Raw genomic sequence first — 19,065 nt, 5'->3', positions numbered from 1 at the left:
CATCGATTCTGACCACTCAGTGAACCAAACCAAGGCGCCAATGGCGCTTTTTTATTGCCTGTAAATTGGAGATTATGAAAATGACTATGCTTCGTGGAACTCGAATAGTGACTGGGACAGAAGCTGCAATGATGCGTGAGATAGAAGGTCGTTTTCGGAGCTACCTTCATCGATGCCGGGGCTGAAGAGACCATAGTTCCTGCGCTGTGGGGCCAGGACACTTTTATTGAGAAAACCGGCGGGAGTGAAATTATCGGACAAATGTGGGCCTTTAATGACAAGGCCGGACGTCCTTGTTGCCTCATCCCAGAAGCAACCGCGCTCTTTCAAGAGCGCAACGATGTGCTTCTCGGGTCACGACAAGAAGCGATGTTTTTCTATGTAGCGCGATGTTACCGGTATGAACGACCCCAAGCCGGTCGTTATCGCGAATTCACTCAACTGGGACTCGAAATTCTTAGTCCTACACCAGCACAGGCTTTGGAGCGTAGCCAAACAATTTGCACTGGTTTTCTTGATTCGCTGGGACTGGAATATGAACTCAGTCTCGCAGTTAAGCGCGGACTAAGTTATCACCTTGAGGGGAATGGCTTCGAGGTCCGTTGCCCCGTATTGGGCGCACAACAACAAGTTGTCGGCGGCGGTGCCTATCGAGAAGGAGCTGGGTTCGGCATCGGACTTGAACGGTTGGTGCTGGCCTCAGGGATGACTCGGAGTCTGTGATCTTTAAGGCGCCTCCACCAGGAGGCGCCAAACATAGAATCATGGTTCACATCCTTTAAAATCGTGCCGTGTGGCTAAACATGAAGCCTCCCCAAGGTTCAAGGACGCCGAGGCTATCGACTAACAGAAGGGCTGTCCAGCTGCTGCTTCTGGCCGATCTTAGCCCCTGACGACCGGCTGCAAAGGATCGGTTATGGGGCTTGAATTTCTCGGTCATCAAACTGGGACTCGCAACGGTCGATCCCTTCATTCTGGCGGGTATTCGCTTCACCCTCTGCGCCCTTCCCGCGATTTTCTTCATTCCCAAACCTGATGTGCAGTGGCGCTACATCGTCGGTTATGGGCTGGTCTTCGGCATTGGACTGTGGGGTGTGGTCAATCTGGGCATTGCGTCCGGTCTGTCGCCGGGCATCGCCTCGCTGGTGCTACAGTTCAGCGCGTTTTTCACCATCCTGCTGGGGTCTTGGATATTCAAGGAAGCGCTTTCCCGCTATCAGATCGCCGGAATGGGCATCGCTTTGTGTGGGTTGTTCAGCATCATCTCCATTGTCGACGGGACAGTCACAACGATCGGGTTGATGCTGGTGTTGCTGGGCGCGTTGGCCTGGAGTGCGGCCAACGTCATCAACAAGCAAGCCAGGACCACCCAGGTATTTGCCTTCCTGGTATGGTCCAGCGCGTTCTCGCCCATCCCGCTTTTCACGCTCGATTTTGCGTTGAACGGCTCAACCGGGTACCAAACATTCAGGAATCAGCTGGACTACAGCGCCGTGCTGTCGATCCTGTTTCAGGTATACCCCAACACCTTGTTCGGCTACTGGGTGTGGAACTCGCTAATGAAAAGGTACCCGGTATCGACAGTCGCACCCTTGTCGTTATTGGTGCCCGTTTTCGGATTGTTCGGCTCAGCCATGATTTTCAATTAGGACGTATCACTTAACAAAATCGTCGCGGTCGCTCTCATCGTGTCGGGACTGGGGGTGGGGTTGTATGGGCAACGTATTCTGAATGCGATTTTCCCGCGGGCTGTGCAGCCGTAATGCTGATTGCATGGCGCACGATGCTTGAACAGTCTTGTAAGGTCAGGTGACTGCTTTGGGTCTCTCGAAAACGGCCGTGTCGATTTTTCGAAAAGGTTGAGTGGTTGGGGACTTTATCTTCAAGGCTCAATCGGCAGAACCAGCGATACGCCAGGTTCAAATGGGCCTCTTCGCACAACCGCCGTTCAGAGCGGGTGCCAGCGCAGTAGCCCACGATCAGCATGCGGATCATCAGTTCAGGATCTATCGACGGACGCCCGTTAGGGCTGTAGAAATCGGCGAGGAAGTGGCGCAGGTCGCTCAGATCGAGACAGTGATCAATGCGGCGCAGCAGATGATTTGTCGGGATGTGCTCTTCAAGATTGAAGTAGTAAAACAGCCGCTCCTGCCCACTCGATAACTGTCCCATCATGCTGCGTATTCTCCCGCTGGCCGATGAGCAGATTTCGCCTCAGGCCAAGCAGGAGAGCTACTTATTCTATAGGTCGGTCAAAAAGAATCAGTCAAAGAACTCCATACCTTCGTAAGGCTGGCGCCGACATTGATCAAGCCGCGAAGCCAGACTGCCAACATGCAACTCTAGTCGGTGTTTGTCGGGGTCTGAGAAATAAAACGAGTCACCCTCGCTCGAATTGGTTTTCCATTCGAAAACATTCCGTGACCGCAAGGAAGCAGTGATTCCTGCAAATTCGCTTTGCCCTACTGTAAAAGCATAGTGCGTGTAATCCGGATGTTTTTCCGAAACGCGTTTCTCGTCGAGAGACAAGCAGAGCCAGAGATCGCCAACGGTAAGATAGGCCCCCGTTTCCCAGCGGGCAGCCAATCTAAAACCGAGTAATTCCACATAAAATTCGACACTGCGAGGAAGATTAGCAGTCGCCAAAGTAAGGTGATTCAAGCCAGTCAGCATGAGCAGCCATCCATAACACGTCCATGAGAAGGCTTGAGGATAACAATGTCGACTTTTTCGACACAATCGGCCATTAGGTGCCAGTCGCACATCCTGCGCGCAGGATATCGTCTGAGCACCTCGGCCGAGAATGGAGCGAGCGTCCGAAGAGTGAGGCAATGCAAACAACTGTGGTTTGCCAGGATCCAGGGGATGGCAGCGGTAACGTCATCATCAATCTCCATCCGGACGCCCTCAAAGCACTGAACACAGGTCTCAGTGATTCGTTGAGCATTGAGCTGGCCGATGGATCTCTGGTCCTAAAGCCAATCCGTGAAGTTGATGCGAAGTCATGAGGCTGGTTTCGGCCAATCTCAGAAGGTCATACCGCCAGAGACATCAAGCGTGGTACCCGTTACCCAGCCTGCATCTTCCGATACGGCATACGCTACCGCCGCTGCAATGTCTTGAGGCTTGCCTACGCGGCCCAGCGGGGTTTTGGCGATGAAGAATTCATCCATACCTCGTGCAGACTCCGCGTTTCCTTCTGTATGAACAAACCCCGGTGCGATGCCCATAACACGAATGCCCCGAGGCCCTAGCTCCATGCCCAGAGAGCGGGTCAGCGTATTCACCGCTCCTTTTGTTGCGCAATACACGTGCACCTGCGGATAAGGACTGTGGGCCAGGCCTGAACTGATATTAACGATGACTGAGCCGGCATTCATTACTCGAGCAGCTGCTTGTGTAGTGAGCAACAGCCCGCGTACGTTCAGGTTGAAATGCTCGTCGAAACTGTCAGCACTCAACTCGTCGAGTGAGTCAGCTTTATATACGCCAGCGTTATTCACCAGAATATCCAGCCTGCCAAACGCTTGAACAGCCGAGTCGATCAAAGGCCCGATATCTGCGGGATGAGAGATGTCAGCCTTGAACGCGATGGCTTCACCGCCTGCGTCGACAATGCGCTTTACCACACGATTGGCGTCTTCGACGCTTCGTGAATAGTTAATGATGACTTTTGCACCGTCCGCCGCCAGCCGCTCGGCAATACCTGCACCGATGCCTTTTGAAGACCCTGTCACGATGGCAACTTTCCCTTCTAACTTACCCATACATAGCGCTCCTGTGAATGTAGGCACCATGTTAGGCTCGATCACCCCCTTTATTAATAGGCGCAATCGGCATGCAATATGAAGCTTTGCTTCACAATAATGCTATTCGCCCAGACCTCTTGTCCGGCATCGCTGCCTTTGCCCAGGTCGCAAAATACGGAAGCTTTACCAAAGCGGCTGCAGCAATGGGTATCTCGCCCTCGGCTCTTTCACAAACCCTGCGCACACTAGAGAGCCGGCTGGGCGTGCGACTGCTCGAACGCTCCACGCGAAAAGTCGGTCTGACCGAGCTTGGTCAACGTTTTTTGGGGTACGCGCAACCGGGGCTTGCGACCCTTGCATCAGCCATCGAAGACGTAAACGAACTACGAGATAAACCTACCGGCCTTTTGCGACTCAATGTGTCTCGCACTGCTGCGGACATTGTCCTGACGCCTCACTTGGCGGCGTTCATGGACGCCTATCCTGACATCACTCTGGATATCCATTGCGACAACGCATTGCTGGATCTGGTGGCAGGCGGCTTTGATGCCGGCATAAGGGTCGGCGAAAACCTTGCACAGGACGTAGTCGCGTTACCCATGGGAGGCAGTCATCGTATAGCTACCGTAGCAGCACCGAGTTACCTGCGAGATCGCGATCTCGTGCGCACGCCTGAAGATCTGCGCCTGCATCGATGCTTAAATATCCGCTTGGCTGGCGGCGTTTACCGATGGGAATACAGTCAGGATGGCCGTTTAATCGAAATCGAGCCTCCCAGCCCACTGATTAGCAATGATGCAGACACTTTGATGCAGGCAATCCGCGGCGGGGCCGGGATCGGTTGTGCGTTTGAAGCCCAGGTACGAGCTGAGATCGCTAGCGGGCAACTGGTAGCGCTGCTTGAGCCCTGGTGGCCCGGCGTCTCGCCGTTCCATCTTTACTATCCAAGCCGAATGCATATCCCACGGAAACTAAGCGCTTTCATTGAATTTATGAGAGCAAGGATTGAGCATTCAGCGGCAGCTGCCCGCCTAAGCTGGTAACCGCTTTCCCGGTGGAAAGATACGACATACAACGTGCCAAGACGCCCCCGCGATCACGAGGTGTTGCAGCGTCTTGGCACTTATAGTTGCCCGTCTGTTTGGGTCCCCTTGAGAGGAAGACGCTGCTGCTAAGCGAAACTCACATCAGTGGAATGGAATAGCTTACAAACAACCGGTTCTGGTCTTGATCCCTTGCTATCTCGCTGCGCGACATGCCGTTACGCCAGCCGAAACCGACGTTCTTGAACGTGCCGCTCTGCACGACGTAATCCAACGAGATATCCCGCTCCCACTCGGTGGCATTGTTGCCGCTGGTGGTGAGGATATGGTCGCCCTTGAGGTACATCGCGGATGCCTTCAGCCCCGGTACGCCCAACCCTGCGAAGTCATAGGCGTACTGCGCAAATGCCGTACGCTCGCCCGCCTGGATAAAAGTCTGCACGGTGCGGTCGGTGTAGAGGTACAGGCTGGCGCCGCCCTCCCCTTTATTTACAAGGCCGCCCTGATTGAGTTGAGCGAAATTGCTGTCGTCCGAGACTTGCTGGTAACCGGCCGTAATCGCGTGCGCGCCCAGGGAGTAGATGAACGCGGCACTCCAGGTGTTGTTGTCGATTTCACCGTTACCGTTCTTGGTATAACCCCCCAACTTGTAGCCTTCGGCGCGGCCAGTAGCGCTGCTGTTTTTGCCGTCGGAGGTAGTTTTGAAGTAACGCAGATCAGTTTTCAGTGAACCGTATTCGCCCAGCGGCAATACGTGAATCAAGCCCGCAAAGTGTTGTTGGTAATAGTCTTCGAGGTTGGCGTAGTAGTACTGGACCATCAGGTCCTTGGTCACCTGGTAGTCGGCACCGGCGTAGTTGAATTTATTGCTCTCCTGGGTGCCGCCCGCAGCTGCCAGGCCACTGTGGTCGCTGGAGCCACGGCCGGTGGTGTGCTGGAGTTGCCCGCCAGTCAGGGTCAGGTTGTCGATGTCCTTGCTGGTGACCTGCCCGCCTTCAAACGACTGGGGTAACAGGCGACCGTCGTTACTCACCAGAATAGGCAGGTTCGGGCGCAGGTAACCGTAGCGCGCTTCGGTCTTGGCAAAGCGCGCTTTTGCGGTGGCACCGCCACGGCTCCAGCTGTCCGTTGCCTTGCCGTCTTCATTGGGGATCATCGAACTACCGACATGGCGGCCGGCACCGCTGTCGAGTGTGACGCCAAGCATGCCGATGGCATCGAGGCCAAAGCCCACGGTGCCGTCGGTAAAGCCCGATTGATAGTTCAGGATAAACGCCTGGCCCCACTCTTCAGTCTTCGACGGAGCGGCAGCGCCGTCACGGTTGTCGTTGTTGAAGTAGAAGTTGCGCATGCTCAAGTTGGCTTTGCTGTCGCTCAAAAAGTCAGCAGAGGCCAAGGGGCTCAGGGCAATACCCAGGCCGCCGGTCAGTACGCTTAATACATTAAAAGTAGCTTTCATCAGGACGAACTCCGGCGCGGAATCCAGGTTCCGGGCGCAAAAATAGACAGCAGGAAGCACGCGGCCAAACTCGAGTTGGCCGGTGCGGTACTTACTTTCAGGTGCTTAATTAAGCGTTTGAACTTACTTAAAGCCTCAGTCAATCAATCCATGAACGTCATAAAACGGATACGGCCCCGGGTAGTCTCCAAATACGCCGTTGTGGCTGATCAAACCCTGTTGCGCATCCCAGCGATGCAACAAATAGCCCGCCGGCTCCAGGTTGAAATGCGCGGGCGCCGCGTCTTGCAAGTCCAGTACGATCTGATGGGAAGTACCAGGACATACACAACTCATACTGCCGCCGAAACGCCGCTGCATTGGCCGGTGCAAATGCCCGCACAGCAGACGCTCCACTTGCGGGTGGCGGGCGACGACTGCCTCCAGTGCCGCGGCGTTGATGAACGGTTCACGGTCCATGTGGCCGATGCCGCTGATAAACGGCGGGTGATGCAGGATCAGCAAAGTGGGCACATCCGGACGCAGCGCCAACTGTTCATCGAGCCACTGCAATTGGCTGTGAAGCAACTGCCCGCCATGGCCGCCGGGGATTGTGGAGTCAAGCCCGATCAGGCGCAGCGGATGCTCGTCCACCACCCAGTCCAACGGGCCATCGGACGACGCTGGCAAATAGCGGTGATCACGGAAAGCATCCAGCAACGGCCCGCGTGTGTCGTGGTTGCCGGGCACCAGATAGCAAGGCATGTGCAGGCGCGCCAGCTCAGGGTGCAGCACGGCGTATTCATCAGCGCGGCCGAAGTCCACCAGGTCACCGCTGACTACCACGATGTCGGGGCGTGGGTGGCTGGCGTTCAAATGATCGACGGCACGGCGCAGTGCGCCCAAAGTATCGACAACCCCATAGGTAAGGCGCTGGCCGGCTTTAAGGTGCAGATCGCTGATCTGTGCAACAAGAAACGGACGGTTCAAAAGTCAATTCTCAAGCATTCAGGGTGAACAACATGTGCGGCGCGATGGCCAACGCCATTGGCGCACCGACGGCGTAGAGCTGGTTGTCGCTGCTGTCCACCAGCAGTGGCTGCGGGCCGCCCACATCCACCAACAGGCGGCTCTGGGCGCCCTGGAAAAACTGCGCCAGCAGATGGCCGTGCAGATGACCTTCGCCTTCCATCACCCGCAAATGCTCCGGGCGGCAGTACACGGTGCCGGGCAGGCTGGCCTCATGCCACGGCAATTCGCCGCCACAGACTTTCAAGCCATGAGCCGATTGCTCGATCACCGTGAACGCATTGAGGTTGCCGACAAAGCCTGCGACGAAGGCGTTGGCCGGCTTCTGGTAGATCTCACGCGGGCTGGCGAGCTGAGCTATGCGGCCGTGTTCCATCACCAGAATGCGATCGCCCAAGGCCATGGCCTCGCCCTGATCGTGGGTGACAAACACCGAGGTGATCCCCAGGCCGCGCAACAGTTGATCCAGCTCACTTCGCAAACGCTCGCGCAGTTGTGCATCAAGGGCCGCCAGCGGTTCATCCAGCAACAACACTTTCGGGCGCGGCGCCAGAGCACGGGCCAATGCCACGCGCTGACGCTGGCCACCGGATAGTTCGTGGATGCTGCGCTTGCCGTGCTGCTGCAAGCCCACCAGTTCCAGCAGTTCCTCACAGCGCTTGTTGCGCTCAGGCGCAGGCACACCGCGAACCTTCAAGCCGTAGACGATATTGCCGGCCACATCCAGGTTGGGAAACAGCGCGTAGTTCTGGAACACCATGCCCACGTCGCGGCGTTCAATCGGCAGCCGGGTCACATCCTGGTCACCGAAAAACACCTGGCCCACATCCGGGCATTCCAGGCCGGCAATCAGGCGCAAGGTGGTGGTTTTGCCGCAACCGGACGGGCCAAGAATCGCCAGGGTTTCACCGCCTTCGACGGTTAGATCAATGTTATTCACAGCCACGGTGCCGTCGGCAAACGCCTTGCGACAGCCTTGCAGGCGAATAGTGATAGCGGTCATCGACGCTCTCCACGGGACAAACGAGCGCTGATGGCCTGCAACGCAATCAGCAGCGGCACAATCATCAGCAAAAAGATAAGGGTGTAAGCACTGGCGATCTCCAGGCGCGCCGAGGCGTAGCTGTCAGCCAGGCCGACCGGCAAGGTCTTGGTCATCGGCGTGTGGAGCATCCAGGTCAGGTTGAACTCGCCCAGCGACAAGGTCACCACCATCAACACCCCGGCGAGAATCCCTGCTCGGCAATTGGGCACCACCACGCTGAAAAAGCGCCTGATCGGCCCGGCACCCAGGCTGGCCGCCGCCTCTTCCAGCACCGGCAACTGCTGGCGTTGCATCACCGCCATCACCGGGCGCACCAGAAACGGCAGGGTGAACAGCACGTGGCCAACCAAGATAAACAGCCAGCTGCTGCGGAACGTGCCGAACTGGCCGTAGGTCAGCAGCAAGGCCAAGGCACTGGCCAGGCCGGGCATGGCGACCGGGAGCACCATCAACTCTTCGAAGGCGCGGCTGAAGCGGTTGTTCATCCGCACCAGAGCGTAGGCCGCCGGCACGCCGATCACGCAGACGCAAACAGCGCACGCAACAGCCAATTGCAACGACAACCACACGGTGGGCGAATAGGCCTGCCACACCTGAATCAACCAGTCGAAGGTCAAGCCGCTGGACAGCCCCACAAAGAAGTTACGCGTGAGCCCGGCGAGCAATGACATCAGCACCGGCACCAACATAAAAGCGCACACCAGCAGGGTGAACAGCAGTTGAATCACGAACAGCGATGAGCGCTTCACAGGACAGTCCCCGCGTTTTTCACCAGGCGCCGCGTGAGCAGCAATACCGCCCACGTCACCGCGCCAAGTACCACCGATAACGCGGCGGCGACGGCAAAGTTGGCGTAGTTGGTGAAGACGTTGTAGATCGCCACCGGGGTGACATTCAGCCGCGTGCCCAAGGTAAACGCCGTTCCGAAGGCGCCCATGGACGTGGCGAAACAGATCGCGCCGCAAGACGCCAATGCCGGCGCCAGGCCCGGCACGATCACATCGCACACCACGCGCCAGTGCCCTGCCCCCAAGGAATGCGCAGCTTCTTCCAGGCTGCGGTCGAGGCTTTCGCACGCGGCCATTACCGTGAGGATGACCCGTGGGATCGAAAAGTACAGGTAGCCCACAAACAACCCTGCCAGCGAGTAAGCAAAGATCCAGCGCTCACCCGCCAATTGCAGGCTAATGGAGGCCAGCAGGCCTTGGCGCCCCGCCAACAGGATTACAAGAAACCCCACCACCACACCGGGGAACGCCAACGGAAAGGTGAGCAGTGCCACCAAGGCCGAACGCCCGAAAAATTGCTGGCGCGCGAGAAACACGCCACTGATGCCGCCGATCAACAGCGCCACCAGCGTCACAAAGATCGCCAGCACACAGGTTTGCGCCAGGCTCCCCAGATACTGCGCACTGCTGAGCACCTGCCAGTAACCGCTGCCATTGCTATCGCGGCTCTCGGCGCCGAGCACCATCAGGTGCGCCAGCGGCAGCAGCCAGAACGCGAACAGCACGGCAAACGCGGGGGCCAGCGCCCAGGCCGCGTGTTTTGCCGATGTGGCCACTTACTTGACCTCGTTCAGGTAACGGGCGGCGAAGGCTTCCTGTACGGCGGCCATTTTTTCGTAGTCCACCACACCGGCTCGGGCGTAGTCGCTGTCGGGCAGGAACTGCGCGGCGACGTCGGCCGGCATTTTCATCGGACGCACCGGGCGCAGGTAGGCCTTGGCCCACAGTGCTTGGCCTTCATCAGAAAGCACGAAGTCGAGGACTTTTTCACCATTGGCGCGGTGCGGCGCGTTGGCCACCAGACTCATCACGTAAGGCACGCTGATGCTGCCTTCTTTGGGGATCACGAAGGCGACATTGGCTTTGTCTTTGTAGCGCGCACGGTAGGCATTGAAGTCGTAGTCCACCAAGATCGGCAACTCACCGGACAGCACCCGCGCATAGGCGGTTTGCTTGGGCACGATGGGTGCGTTTTTCGCCAGTTTCTGGAAGTAGTCGATGGCCGGGGCGAAGTTGTCCAAATCACCACCCATGGCGCGGTTGATCGCGACCGCCGAGACGTAGCCGACAAACGCGCTGGACGGGTCGAGGTAACCGACCATGCCTTTGTATTCAGGCTTGAGCAGGTCGGCCCAGCTTTGCGGCACGGGCAAGCCGCCGAGCGCGTCGACGTTCACCATGATGCCCAAGGTGCCGGAGTGGATCGCGAACCAGTGGCCGGCGGGATCTTTCAAGCCAGTTGGAATCTGCTCCCAGCCCTTGGGTTTGTAGCCCTCGACCACACCGGCCTTTTGCGCCTGTAAGCCGAAGGTCACGCCGTAGTAAACAACGTCCGCGACCGGTGCGGCCTTTTCGGCCACCAGTTGCGCAAGAGACTGGCCGGAGTTCTTGTTGTCCAGCGGCACTTGCACGCCGGTGCTGGCGGCGATGGCCTTGAGCTGCGAACCCCAGTCGGCCCAGTCCGGTGGGCAGTTGTAGCAAATCGCGGTGTCGGCGGCCTGGGCCAGGCTGGCCATACCGCAAAGCAGCATGGCTGCCAGGGGTTTACTGAATGCGCGCATCAGGGGTCTCCTCAAACGGTTGAGTGCTTTCGCCGGGCCGGATATGGCAAGGCAGGCAATGGGAAATCGGGGCGTTGCCGGCAATCTGCGCCAGCAGTTGATCAATCACTGTGCTGGCGAGCAGCGCGATGGGCTGCACCACGCAGCACAGCGTCGGGTGCATCTGGGTGCCGAGGGCGATGCCGTCAAAGCCCATCACCGAGAGTTGCTGCGGCACGTTCCAGGCGTTGCGACGCAGTTCGGCGATTAGGCTAATAGCGAGGAAATCGTTGGAGCACACCAGCGCGGAGGGTGCGTCCGGGCCGTCAAGAAACGGCTCGATAGCGGAGAACTCGGCCTGGGTGTGGGCTGGCATTTCGATCACCGGCTGCGCTTCGAGGCGGTATTCGGCCATGGCGTCGCAATAACCGGCGTAGCGCAGGCGTGCCCGGTCCGACTGCAACGCGGGCCCGGCGACCATGCTGATGCGGCGGTGGCCGGCTTCCAGCAGGTAACGGGTGGCCAAGGCCATGCCGGCGCGGTTGTCCACCGACACGGCGCTGTAGTTGAGGTTGCTGGGTTGGTGGTAGGCCAGCACGAACGGGGTTTGTTCGGTATTCAGGCTGCTGAGCACGCTATTGCTCTCAGCATCGGTGACCGTCAGCACCAGGCCATCGACGCGCTGGCGCAGCAGTTCTTCCACTACGATGCATTCGCGCTCGGCGCTGTAATCAGTGGTGGCCAGTAACAGGCTGTAGCCGCGTAACCGCGCCGCCCTTTCCATCGCCTGGAATTGCTCGGCAAATACCGGGTTGAGCAAGTTGGGCACGACCACGCCGATCAGATTGGTGGTTTGCAGTCGCAGTTGGCGACCCAACAGATTTGGGCGAAAACCCAATTCACGGGCAGCGGCGAACACCTGTTCCCGGGTCGCCGGGCGCACCTGGTCGGGTGAAGCAAAGGTGCGGGCGGCGGTAGCGCGGGATACGCCGGCCAGCCGCGCAACGTCTTTCAAGTCAGTCATTGTCACTCGCTTGAGATCGATCTCATTGGCGAGCAAGGTACCGTTCGAATGTGGCAGGCACGTGGTGGGCAGATGACAGTTCAATGTCAAAAACCCCTGTGCCCCAATCTGCACAGGAGTCGCTTCAGAATGCGTGGAAGAGGTTAAGGCTTACTGCGGCGCAATAAGAGGCAGGCATGGGAGTGAACGAAGGTGAACCCCAAGCTGAATGTGAAAAGGCAGGCCGCAGTAACACTACTACCTATCGATGGACTGCGAGGCGCTGAACATCAGCACACACCCTTCTCGCTGCAATGACACCTCGCCAAAATGCTTACGCAGAAAGGCCTCAAAGCCCGCCTGAGTATCGTGTCTATTACCGAAAATGCCTTTGCTGTTGTAGAGGCTCATAAGCTTGCGACCAAACGCATTGTGACCGGCCTCACAGCTCAGAATCGTGGCGCCGAAAAGGACGCCGTCCGGCCTGAGGCTGTGCTTGAGATTGCCGAAAATAGAGCCCTTCGCTTCAAGCGGCCCCGGCAGACAATGCAACAAATAGAACAATGAAATCGAATAGAAACACTTGGCGCCCGGAAAGGGGGTCATGACGTCATGCTTGATGGTGCGCGCCCCCGCACGACCTATACGCAGCCGGGCTGCTTCCAGACTGCTGGGACTGAGGTCCCGCAGAGTGATCGCCGTATCGTTCGGTAAATCAGATTTCGCAAGGGAGTAGCCCGTGCCAACGCCAATATCCAGGTGATGCGTTCGAACATGGCGGCGAAAAAACGGCAGTAACACATGCTGCGTCGAGCATCACAAGGCGTATCGATTGGAGATGCCCAAGACCCAGGCGTCGTAAAGCGCCAGGGTCAGAGGGGAATAAACCGCCGCTCCTGCGGCACTGCTGTCAGTAATGAGAAATACCCTACTCGTCAAACACACGTTGGACCGGAGTAAACCGGACCAATCTTACGCTCAGTAGGTTGTCACGCCGGCACCTCTCAACTCAGTTGAAACCTCGCGGTGTTTTCGCTCAACGCCCGGCTGCCTTTGCTCAACGTATCGGCCGCCAGATTGACTGCACGCGCGCCTTCGAGCAAACGCCCGGCGGCTTGATCAACCTGCTGGATGTTGCCGCTGACCTCATCGGCAGTCGCCGCTTGCTCCTCAACGGCTGTGGCGATCTGCGCCAGTGTATCGGTGACGTCCTGCACCGCAGTGGCGATCTCACCCAGACGGTTGCCCAGGCCGGTGACCGACTCGGCATCGGTGATCGCCTGGCCACACGCGGCCTCCATCAACGTGACAGCCTGACTGACCGTCGAACGCAAGCTATCGACTGTCCCGGCGATCTGCGCGGTCGAGGCCTGGGTGCGTTGCGACAGGCTCCTGACTTCGTCCGCCACCACCGCAAAACCACGGCCCTGCTCCCCTGCCCGCGCGGCCTCAATGGCCGCATTGAGCGCCAGCAAGTTGGTCTGCTCGGCGATGCCGCGAATGGTGTCGACTACGGACTGGATCTGCTGCCCTTGCTGGCTTACCCGTCCCAGCGCATCGGCCGTGTCGGTCAAGCGCTGGTTGAGCTGCTGAATACTGGCGGTCGTGCGCAAGCTGTCACGGCTGCTGTCTTCGGCAATACGGCGGGTGTGTTGAGCGCTGCCAGAGGCTTGCTCGCAACTTTTGGCGACGCCCAGAGACGTTGCGGCCAGTTGGGTCGCCGCTGCGGCAATCTGGCTTATTTGCAACTGCTGATCTTCAACTTCGGTGAGTGTGCTGCCCGATTGCGAGTTCAGCGTCAAGACAGCGGAACCCAGTTGCTGAGTTTCATGGTTCACCCCCAGAAGGCTGGTGCGCAGCTGCACCACCGCAACGTTAAGTGCGGTACTGATGGACGCCAACTCATCACGCCCATCAACCGGCACCTGAACACACAAATTGCCGTCACGCAGAGACTCGGCAAGGGTGGTGATGCCACTGGCACTGCGCCTGATCGACGCTTGCAGGCAGACGAGCAGATACAGCGCCGCCAGCGCCAGGATGCTGAACGTCGCCGCCACCGGAATGAACTGCTGAAGGGAAGCGTCGTGGTAATAGGTCAGGCGCGCGTCAAGAGAGATCAGCGATTGACTGCGCAGCGCGCTAACGGCGCCCAACATGCCATCGACACTGCGGTCGAATGCCACGGTATCGAGCTTGATCGAACCGCCGAAAACACCATCATCAAGAGACTTCAGCTCGGTATCCAGCAATTCCAGGCTGGTGTCGTATTGAGCGGTCCAGGGCTCCATCCCCGGATACGCCTTGGATTTGAGCGATGCCGCTGTCTTGACCAACTGGTCCCGCGCGTCACCGATGCGGCCCCGCAGATCGCGCATCTGCAAACGGCTTTGCAGCGTGAACTGGCCCGAGGCGATGGAGGACTGCCCAACGCCTGCCATTCGCCCGATACGCTCTATAAGGTCGGGGGTCTGCTGGGTTGATATCTGCATCAATAGAAAGGTTTCAAGCCATGGATCAAGGATCAGCCCCGAGTCCATGGCGATCTGCTCGCGCAGGTTTTGCATGGCGCTCAGCGCAGATGTGAAGCGATCGTAGCCATCGGGCCACCATCCCACTGTGCGTAACGACGATGAGTCCAATCCGGTCACCAAAGCCTTGAGTGCTTCAAAGCGCACCAGCGTGTCTGCACTCGCGCTCTGCGCTTTGAGTGTGTCACCCAATCCCTGCAGACTTTGCAGCATCAGGGGGTTGTTGACATCGAGGTCGGCCATCGCCGCCTTGGCAGCTGGCGTGGGGTCATGAAGGATATCGGAAGCTTTCCAGCGCGCTGCACGGTTGCGCTGTGCGGTCAATTGCCCGTCCAGTGCATCGAGTGCCTGCAATTGGCGCACCCCGGATTGCTCGCTGGAGATGACCTCAAGCTTGGCGCGATTGTCTTGCCCCATCATCCAGAGACTGCCCACCAACGGCAGCATGAACAGGAAAAACAGGATCTGAAACTTGCGCGCAAATCCGAAGCGCCCGAGCAGACGAATTCCTGGCGATAAAAGGCGCTGCATGTCCGACTACTCCCCTGAACAACCCGCCGAAGGCACACTGCGCAACAACGGATGCCGACTAATAAATGTTAGCGGCAAAATGCCATGTTATTGATTGAATGGCGAGATCCGCTTATCCCCTGCACTGCAGAGATGCGACGCTTATTGAGATCTTCAGGGCTTGCCCCAGAACGGAGCCCCTTGCCGATGCTGGCTCTAGCAAGAACCGGACCGATGCGATCAGGCCCGTTCTTACGCGGCTCCGATCAGAACAGCACAGGTCGCGTGCACGAAAGTGGGGCAAAATCACTCAGCGCTCGCAACAAACTGTAACCACGGTTTGATGACGGGCGTGCGAAGCAGGATTGTTTTCGTAAAAGAAGGCGATAAATCCTAACCGGTTGATCACACGCATAATTTTTTTACCCAGATGCTTGACACATCTTCGAACCAAGGGAATAATGCGCGCCACTTGGCTACATAGCTCAGTTGGTTAGAGCATAGCATTCATAATGCTGGGGTCCGGGGTTCAAGTCCCTGTGTAGCCACCAAGTACCGGTTTACAGATTTCCAACGGAATCTGTAAACCAATCAAGAAGCCCGCCTCGTGCGGGCTTTCTTGTTTCTGGCCTTTCACTCTCGTCCACCCTCCTCTCTTCATACGAGTCTCAGCCCAGACTTTTGGGTTCGTACACAAGCTTCCTTACCCGGGTATCAGTAACCCGCCGTCTCAATCGCCAAAGCATCTTCCCCAAGCACCCACGCGGGTTATCGACCAGCAGCCGCCGCCGTTGCATCGCGCTGCGGGCAACCTCAAACAGGCGGCGACGCTGGTGCAGATCATGTGCGGGGTGGTGCTGAAGTCGAAGGTTGCATAAAGGACCTCTTACGTATTCTTGGGTGCACTGATGTGCTTATTCCGGTGGAGGGGGCAGGCCAGCATCGATGATCACCTGGGCCACCGCTTCCATGCTGGTGCGGCTGGCCATGGCATCCCGCTGAAGGCGGCGATGGGCGTCGCTTTCGCCGATGCGGTGGCGCGCCATGAGCAGTGCCTTGGCCATCGATATCTTGGAAACTGCCGGTTGCCGGGTCTGTAATTTGCGCAGCTGCGCCAGCATGTCGATGCGCGCACGCCAAGCGGCACGGGCCATCAGCAACTGCGTCAACAGGCCGAATGGCCGCAGCGGACGCTCGATCACCGCCGCCGGCTGGGTTTCCAGCACCAGTTGCAGCATTGATGGGTTTTCGTAACCCACCACAGCGATGATCGGCGGCGCCTGCTCGCTCAAACCCTCCACCAGCGCCTGGGTATTGAGGCGCTGACTGAGTTCAACGGCGAGCAGCACCACGTCGGTGTTCTGCGGCAGGCAAGCGGGCACTGGCCAACACTGCTCGACGATGCAGCCGATCCGCTGCAACTGGTCCAGCACAACACGCGCTTCGGCATCCACCGGGTGAATCACCAACACACGCAGGCCCTTGAGTTCGCGCAACAGCGACGGCGCACTCGTCATCTCGCCCTCCCGCCGTTCATGGCTGCACGTCCAGCTGGTAGTCGACCATGTAAGGGCTGGGTTTCACCGGTTGCTCGCTTTGCAATACCAACTCGAAGCGTCGCTGATGGTCGAGCCGCGCGATGCGTGGCCACAGCCAGGTGTGCTGCGTATCCGGGTCGATCTGCACGCGCCCTTGGGGCGCTTCAAATTGCGCGCCGGCCAGACTCTGGCGCAGCGCTTCGATGGACGCCCCCTCCGCGCGCCTTGCCGCTTCAGCAAATACATGCACCTGAAAATAAGCGGCCTCGGCCCCTGCCGTCAGCGGTGCCGCGTCTCCGAAGCGCGCCCGGTAACGTGCGACGAACGCCTGGCTGGCGGGCGTCTGCAAGGTGGAAAACCAAGGTGCGGCCGACACATGCCCCTCGGCTTCCTCATCGCTCATGCACAGCACGTCCACTTCATTGGTGGCAAGGCTGACGATGGGCATGCGTGCCGGATCGAAGCCGGCCTGCCGATACGCACGGTGCAGTGCCGGAATATCACTGCCGACGATAGTCGAGTAAATCGCATTCGGAGCGGTGGCACGTGCCCGTTGCATCACCCGTTCAAAATCCTCGGCGGTAGCGTGGAACGGCAGGTAGATCTCATCCACTACCTCGCCACCGGCCTGCTCGAACAACTCGCGCATGATGCGGTTGGACTCGAACGGATAGACGTAGGAACCGCCCACAAACAACACCCGGTTGCCGAAATACTCGAGCACGTAACGCGCCAGTTGCACCGAGTTCTGGTTCGGCGCTGAGCCCGTGTAGAAGCACCACGGCGAGTATTCGAAGCCTTCATAGAGCGTCGGGTAGAACAACAAGCGCCGCCGGCTTTCCACCACCGGCAGCACCACTTTGCGGGTGCTGGACATATGCGTGCCGAACAGCACCTGCACCTGATGTTCGTCACACAGGCGCAGGGCGCTATCGCGGTAGTCCGCTGGCTCAGGGCCGGGGTGGCCATCCACCGGAACCAGCGGCCGGCCATTGATGCCGCCGGCGTCGTTGACCTCGGCGATGGCCAGGTGAGTGGCATTGGCCTGAGTGGTCTCCGAGGCAGCGGTGAGGCTGCTCTCGGAAAACAGCAAGCCGACTTTGTAGTCGGAGACGCTCATGAAGTCAGACTTTCCCAATCGATATGTTGTTCAAACGCGTGCGCGACCTGGTACAGGGTGGACTCATCATAGTCCCGCGCCACCAGCATCATGCCAACGGGCAGACCCGAAGCAAGGCCACATGGAATCGACAGAGCGGGATGCCCGGTGACATCGAACGGCGCGGTGTTCGCGTTCATTTCCAGGGCCCGTTGTACCCATTCGCTGGCAGAGGCGTCGGCTGTGGGCAACTTTGGCGCCTTGAGCGGCACGGTGGGCATCAACAGCACGTCGAAAGCCTGCAATTGCTTGTCATAGGCGGCACGCAACTGCCGGGCGGCGTTCTGGGCCTTGGCGTAGTACCGGCCACCAAAACGCTGGTACGCGTATTCACCCGCCAGCAGGCAGGTCTTCAGGTCATGAGGGAAATCTCCGGCCTTGCTCTGCCAGTCCTGTTGCGCGTGCATCAAACTTTCTACATACAAGCCCTTCCAGTTCGAGCCGTAGTTATAGCCGCGCAACAACTGGGTGGTGCCTTCCACTGCAATCGGGGTCCAGATCGCATGGCCCAGCGCGTGCATCGGGATTGATATGTCCTCGACAGTGGCTCCGAGGCCTTCAAACATCGCGGCCGCGCGGCGCACTGCTGCGTCCACATCGGCCTCGGAATTGGCGTGCCCGAATCCCTCGCGCACCACACCAATTCGCAGGCCTGCGCAGCCCTTGCCCAAGGCGTCGGTGTAGGCCTGTGTCGGCACAACACGGTCTTGCCGGGGGTCGAGGCCATCCGCGCCGGCAAGCACCTCAAGCAGCAAGGCGTTGTCGGCGAGGTTGGCACTCATGATCCCTGCGTGGTCCAGGGTCATTTCGATGGGCATGATGCCCGTATAAGGAATCAGCCCATGGGTCGGCTTCATGCCATAGATCCCGGAATAGGCGGCAGGAATGCGAACCGAGCCGCCCTGGTCGGTACCGATGCCCAGATCTACCTCACCGGCGGCGATCAGCGCCGCGCAACCCGATGACGAACCGCCGGTTGAATGCCCCGGATTGCGCGGGTTGTGCACCGCACCGGTGGCATTGGTATGGCTGCTGCCCGACACGCAGAAGAACTCGCAATGGGCCTTGCCGAGGATCTGACCTGCGGCGCCCAGCACGCGGGTGGCGACAGTGGCGTCGATATCCGGCACGTAGCCGCGCAAGGTCGACGCACCGTTCATCATCGGCACGCCAGCCAGGCAGATATTGTCTTTGAGGGCCACGCGCTTACCGGCCAGCTTGCCGGTTGCGGCGCCCTGAATGTCGGTGCGTACGTACCAGGCGTTGTAGCGGTTGTTCTCCGGAACCTGACCGGGGCCTCTCGGATACCTCGGGGCCGGCGGCGGGTTGGTGAGCTCGTCGAGGCGGTCGTAGTCCTGCCAGACGGCTTCCAGAATTTCCGCGTATTCGTGCAACAGTGGCGCGGCCATTTCCAGACCAAGGCGGTGCCCGACGTCAGTGAGATCGGCCAGGGTAGGACGTTGAATAGACAT

The 19,065-nt window shown here is 58.8% G+C and carries 17 protein-coding genes, 1 tRNA gene and 2 pseudogenes; 5 read left to right on the top strand and 15 right to left on the bottom strand.

Going from position 1 to position 19,065, the window contains the following annotated elements; all coding sequences use genetic code 11:
- Positions 1-168: 168 nt before the first annotated feature.
- The gene (locus tag OYW20_RS04765; RefSeq protein WP_268801046.1) at positions 169-723 is read left to right on the top strand and encodes a HisS family protein; all 555 of its coding nucleotides are present in this window, start codon (positions 169-171) and stop codon (positions 721-723) included.
- Positions 724-923: 200 nt separating this feature from the next.
- Positions 924-1,763, top strand: a pseudogene (locus OYW20_RS04760) (EamA family transporter).
- A 58-nt stretch (positions 1,764-1,821) separates the two neighbouring features.
- On the opposite strand, the pseudogene OYW20_RS04755 reads toward OYW20_RS04760, so the two are convergent.
- A pseudogene (locus tag OYW20_RS04755) lies at positions 1,822-2,175 on the bottom strand (transposase); the annotation flags it as partial.
- Positions 2,176-2,262: 87 nt separating this feature from the next.
- Positions 2,263-2,673: a fosfomycin resistance glutathione transferase gene (gene fos, locus OYW20_RS04750; protein ID WP_268799578.1), complete on the bottom strand. Its 411-nt coding sequence runs from the start codon at positions 2,671-2,673 to the stop codon at positions 2,263-2,265.
- Positions 2,674-2,831: 158 nt separating this feature from the next.
- Between fos and OYW20_RS04745 the strand changes: the two genes are divergently transcribed.
- A complete protein-coding gene (locus OYW20_RS04745; RefSeq protein ID WP_268799577.1) occupies positions 2,832-3,008 on the top strand; it encodes an AbrB/MazE/SpoVT family DNA-binding domain-containing protein in 177 nt (58 codons plus the stop codon).
- A gap of 18 nt (positions 3,009-3,026) precedes the next feature.
- On the opposite strand, the gene OYW20_RS04740 is transcribed toward OYW20_RS04745, so the two are convergent.
- Complete coding sequence (locus OYW20_RS04740; protein WP_408005463.1) at positions 3,027-3,797, bottom strand: SDR family NAD(P)-dependent oxidoreductase; 771 nt, start codon at positions 3,795-3,797, stop codon at positions 3,027-3,029.
- Positions 3,798-3,838: 41 nt separating this feature from the next.
- On the opposite strand from OYW20_RS04740, the gene OYW20_RS04735 reads away from it, so the two are divergent.
- Positions 3,839-4,792 carry a LysR family transcriptional regulator gene (locus OYW20_RS04735; RefSeq protein ID WP_268799576.1) on the top strand — a complete coding sequence of 318 codons (954 nt, stop codon included), beginning with the start codon at positions 3,839-3,841 and terminating at the stop codon, positions 4,790-4,792.
- Positions 4,793-4,931: 139 nt separating this feature from the next.
- Here OYW20_RS04735 and OYW20_RS04730 read toward each other — a convergent pair whose 3' ends face one another.
- The 9 genes from OYW20_RS04730 to OYW20_RS04690 all read right to left on the bottom strand — a co-directional run bounded on the left by OYW20_RS04730 (position 4,932) and on the right by OYW20_RS04690 (position 14,917).
- Positions 4,932-6,251: an OprD family porin gene (locus OYW20_RS04730; protein ID WP_268799575.1), complete on the bottom strand. Its 1,320-nt coding sequence runs from the start codon at positions 6,249-6,251 to the stop codon at positions 4,932-4,934.
- 135 nt (positions 6,252-6,386) lie between these two features.
- Positions 6,387-7,220, bottom strand: coding sequence for a phosphodiesterase (locus OYW20_RS04725; RefSeq protein ID WP_268799574.1), 834 nt, complete (start codon positions 7,218-7,220; stop codon positions 6,387-6,389).
- A gap of 10 nt (positions 7,221-7,230) precedes the next feature.
- Positions 7,231-8,262, bottom strand: a complete 1,032-nt coding sequence (locus OYW20_RS04720; RefSeq protein ID WP_268799573.1) for an ABC transporter ATP-binding protein — start codon at positions 8,260-8,262, stop codon at positions 7,231-7,233.
- Complete coding sequence (locus tag OYW20_RS04715) at positions 8,259-9,053, bottom strand: ABC transporter permease (protein WP_268799572.1); 795 nt, start codon at positions 9,051-9,053, stop codon at positions 8,259-8,261. Before OYW20_RS04715 ends, OYW20_RS04720 begins: the two co-directional genes overlap by 4 nt.
- Entirely contained in the window at positions 9,050-9,868 is an 819-nt protein-coding gene (locus OYW20_RS04710) for an ABC transporter permease (RefSeq protein ID WP_268799571.1), read from the bottom strand. The genes OYW20_RS04715 and OYW20_RS04710 overlap by 4 nt, the downstream gene beginning before the upstream one ends.
- A complete protein-coding gene (locus OYW20_RS04705; RefSeq protein ID WP_268799570.1) occupies positions 9,869-10,873 on the bottom strand; it encodes an ABC transporter substrate-binding protein in 1,005 nt (334 codons plus the stop codon).
- The gene (locus tag OYW20_RS04700) at positions 10,857-11,876 is read right to left on the bottom strand and encodes a LacI family DNA-binding transcriptional regulator (protein ID WP_268799569.1); all 1,020 of its coding nucleotides are present in this window, start codon (positions 11,874-11,876) and stop codon (positions 10,857-10,859) included. Before OYW20_RS04700 ends, OYW20_RS04705 begins: the two co-directional genes overlap by 17 nt.
- A 237-nt stretch (positions 11,877-12,113) precedes the next feature.
- Positions 12,114-12,656: a methyltransferase domain-containing protein gene (locus OYW20_RS04695; protein WP_268799568.1), complete on the bottom strand. Its 543-nt coding sequence runs from the start codon at positions 12,654-12,656 to the stop codon at positions 12,114-12,116.
- A gap of 203 nt (positions 12,657-12,859) precedes the next feature.
- Positions 12,860-14,917, bottom strand: a complete 2,058-nt coding sequence (locus tag OYW20_RS04690) for a methyl-accepting chemotaxis protein (RefSeq protein ID WP_268799567.1) — start codon at positions 14,915-14,917, stop codon at positions 12,860-12,862.
- Positions 14,918-15,370: 453 nt separating this feature from the next.
- On the opposite strand from OYW20_RS04690, the gene OYW20_RS04685 reads away from it, so the two are divergent.
- Positions 15,371-15,447, top strand: a tRNA-Met gene (locus OYW20_RS04685).
- A 363-nt stretch (positions 15,448-15,810) separates the two neighbouring features.
- Here the strand turns inward: OYW20_RS04685 and OYW20_RS04680 are convergent.
- Genes OYW20_RS04680 through OYW20_RS04670 form a run of 3 tightly spaced genes read right to left on the bottom strand, consistent with a single transcriptional unit; the run spans position 15,811 to position 19,065 of the window.
- A complete protein-coding gene (locus tag OYW20_RS04680) occupies positions 15,811-16,413 on the bottom strand; it encodes an ANTAR domain-containing response regulator (protein WP_268799566.1) in 603 nt (200 codons plus the stop codon).
- Between the two features lie 16 nt (positions 16,414-16,429).
- Entirely contained in the window at positions 16,430-17,554 is a 1,125-nt protein-coding gene (locus OYW20_RS04675; protein ID WP_268799565.1) for a transporter substrate-binding domain-containing protein, read from the bottom strand.
- Positions 17,551-19,065, bottom strand: a complete 1,515-nt coding sequence (locus tag OYW20_RS04670; protein WP_268799564.1) for an amidase — start codon at positions 19,063-19,065, stop codon at positions 17,551-17,553. The genes OYW20_RS04675 and OYW20_RS04670 overlap by 4 nt, the downstream gene beginning before the upstream one ends.

This window comes from Pseudomonas sp. BSw22131, from assembly GCF_026810445.1.
Lineage (GTDB): Bacteria > Pseudomonadota > Gammaproteobacteria > Pseudomonadales > Pseudomonadaceae > Aquipseudomonas > Aquipseudomonas huanghezhanensis.
Note: the sequence above shows the minus strand (reverse complement) of the source record. Positions and strands in the feature narration are given on the sequence as shown.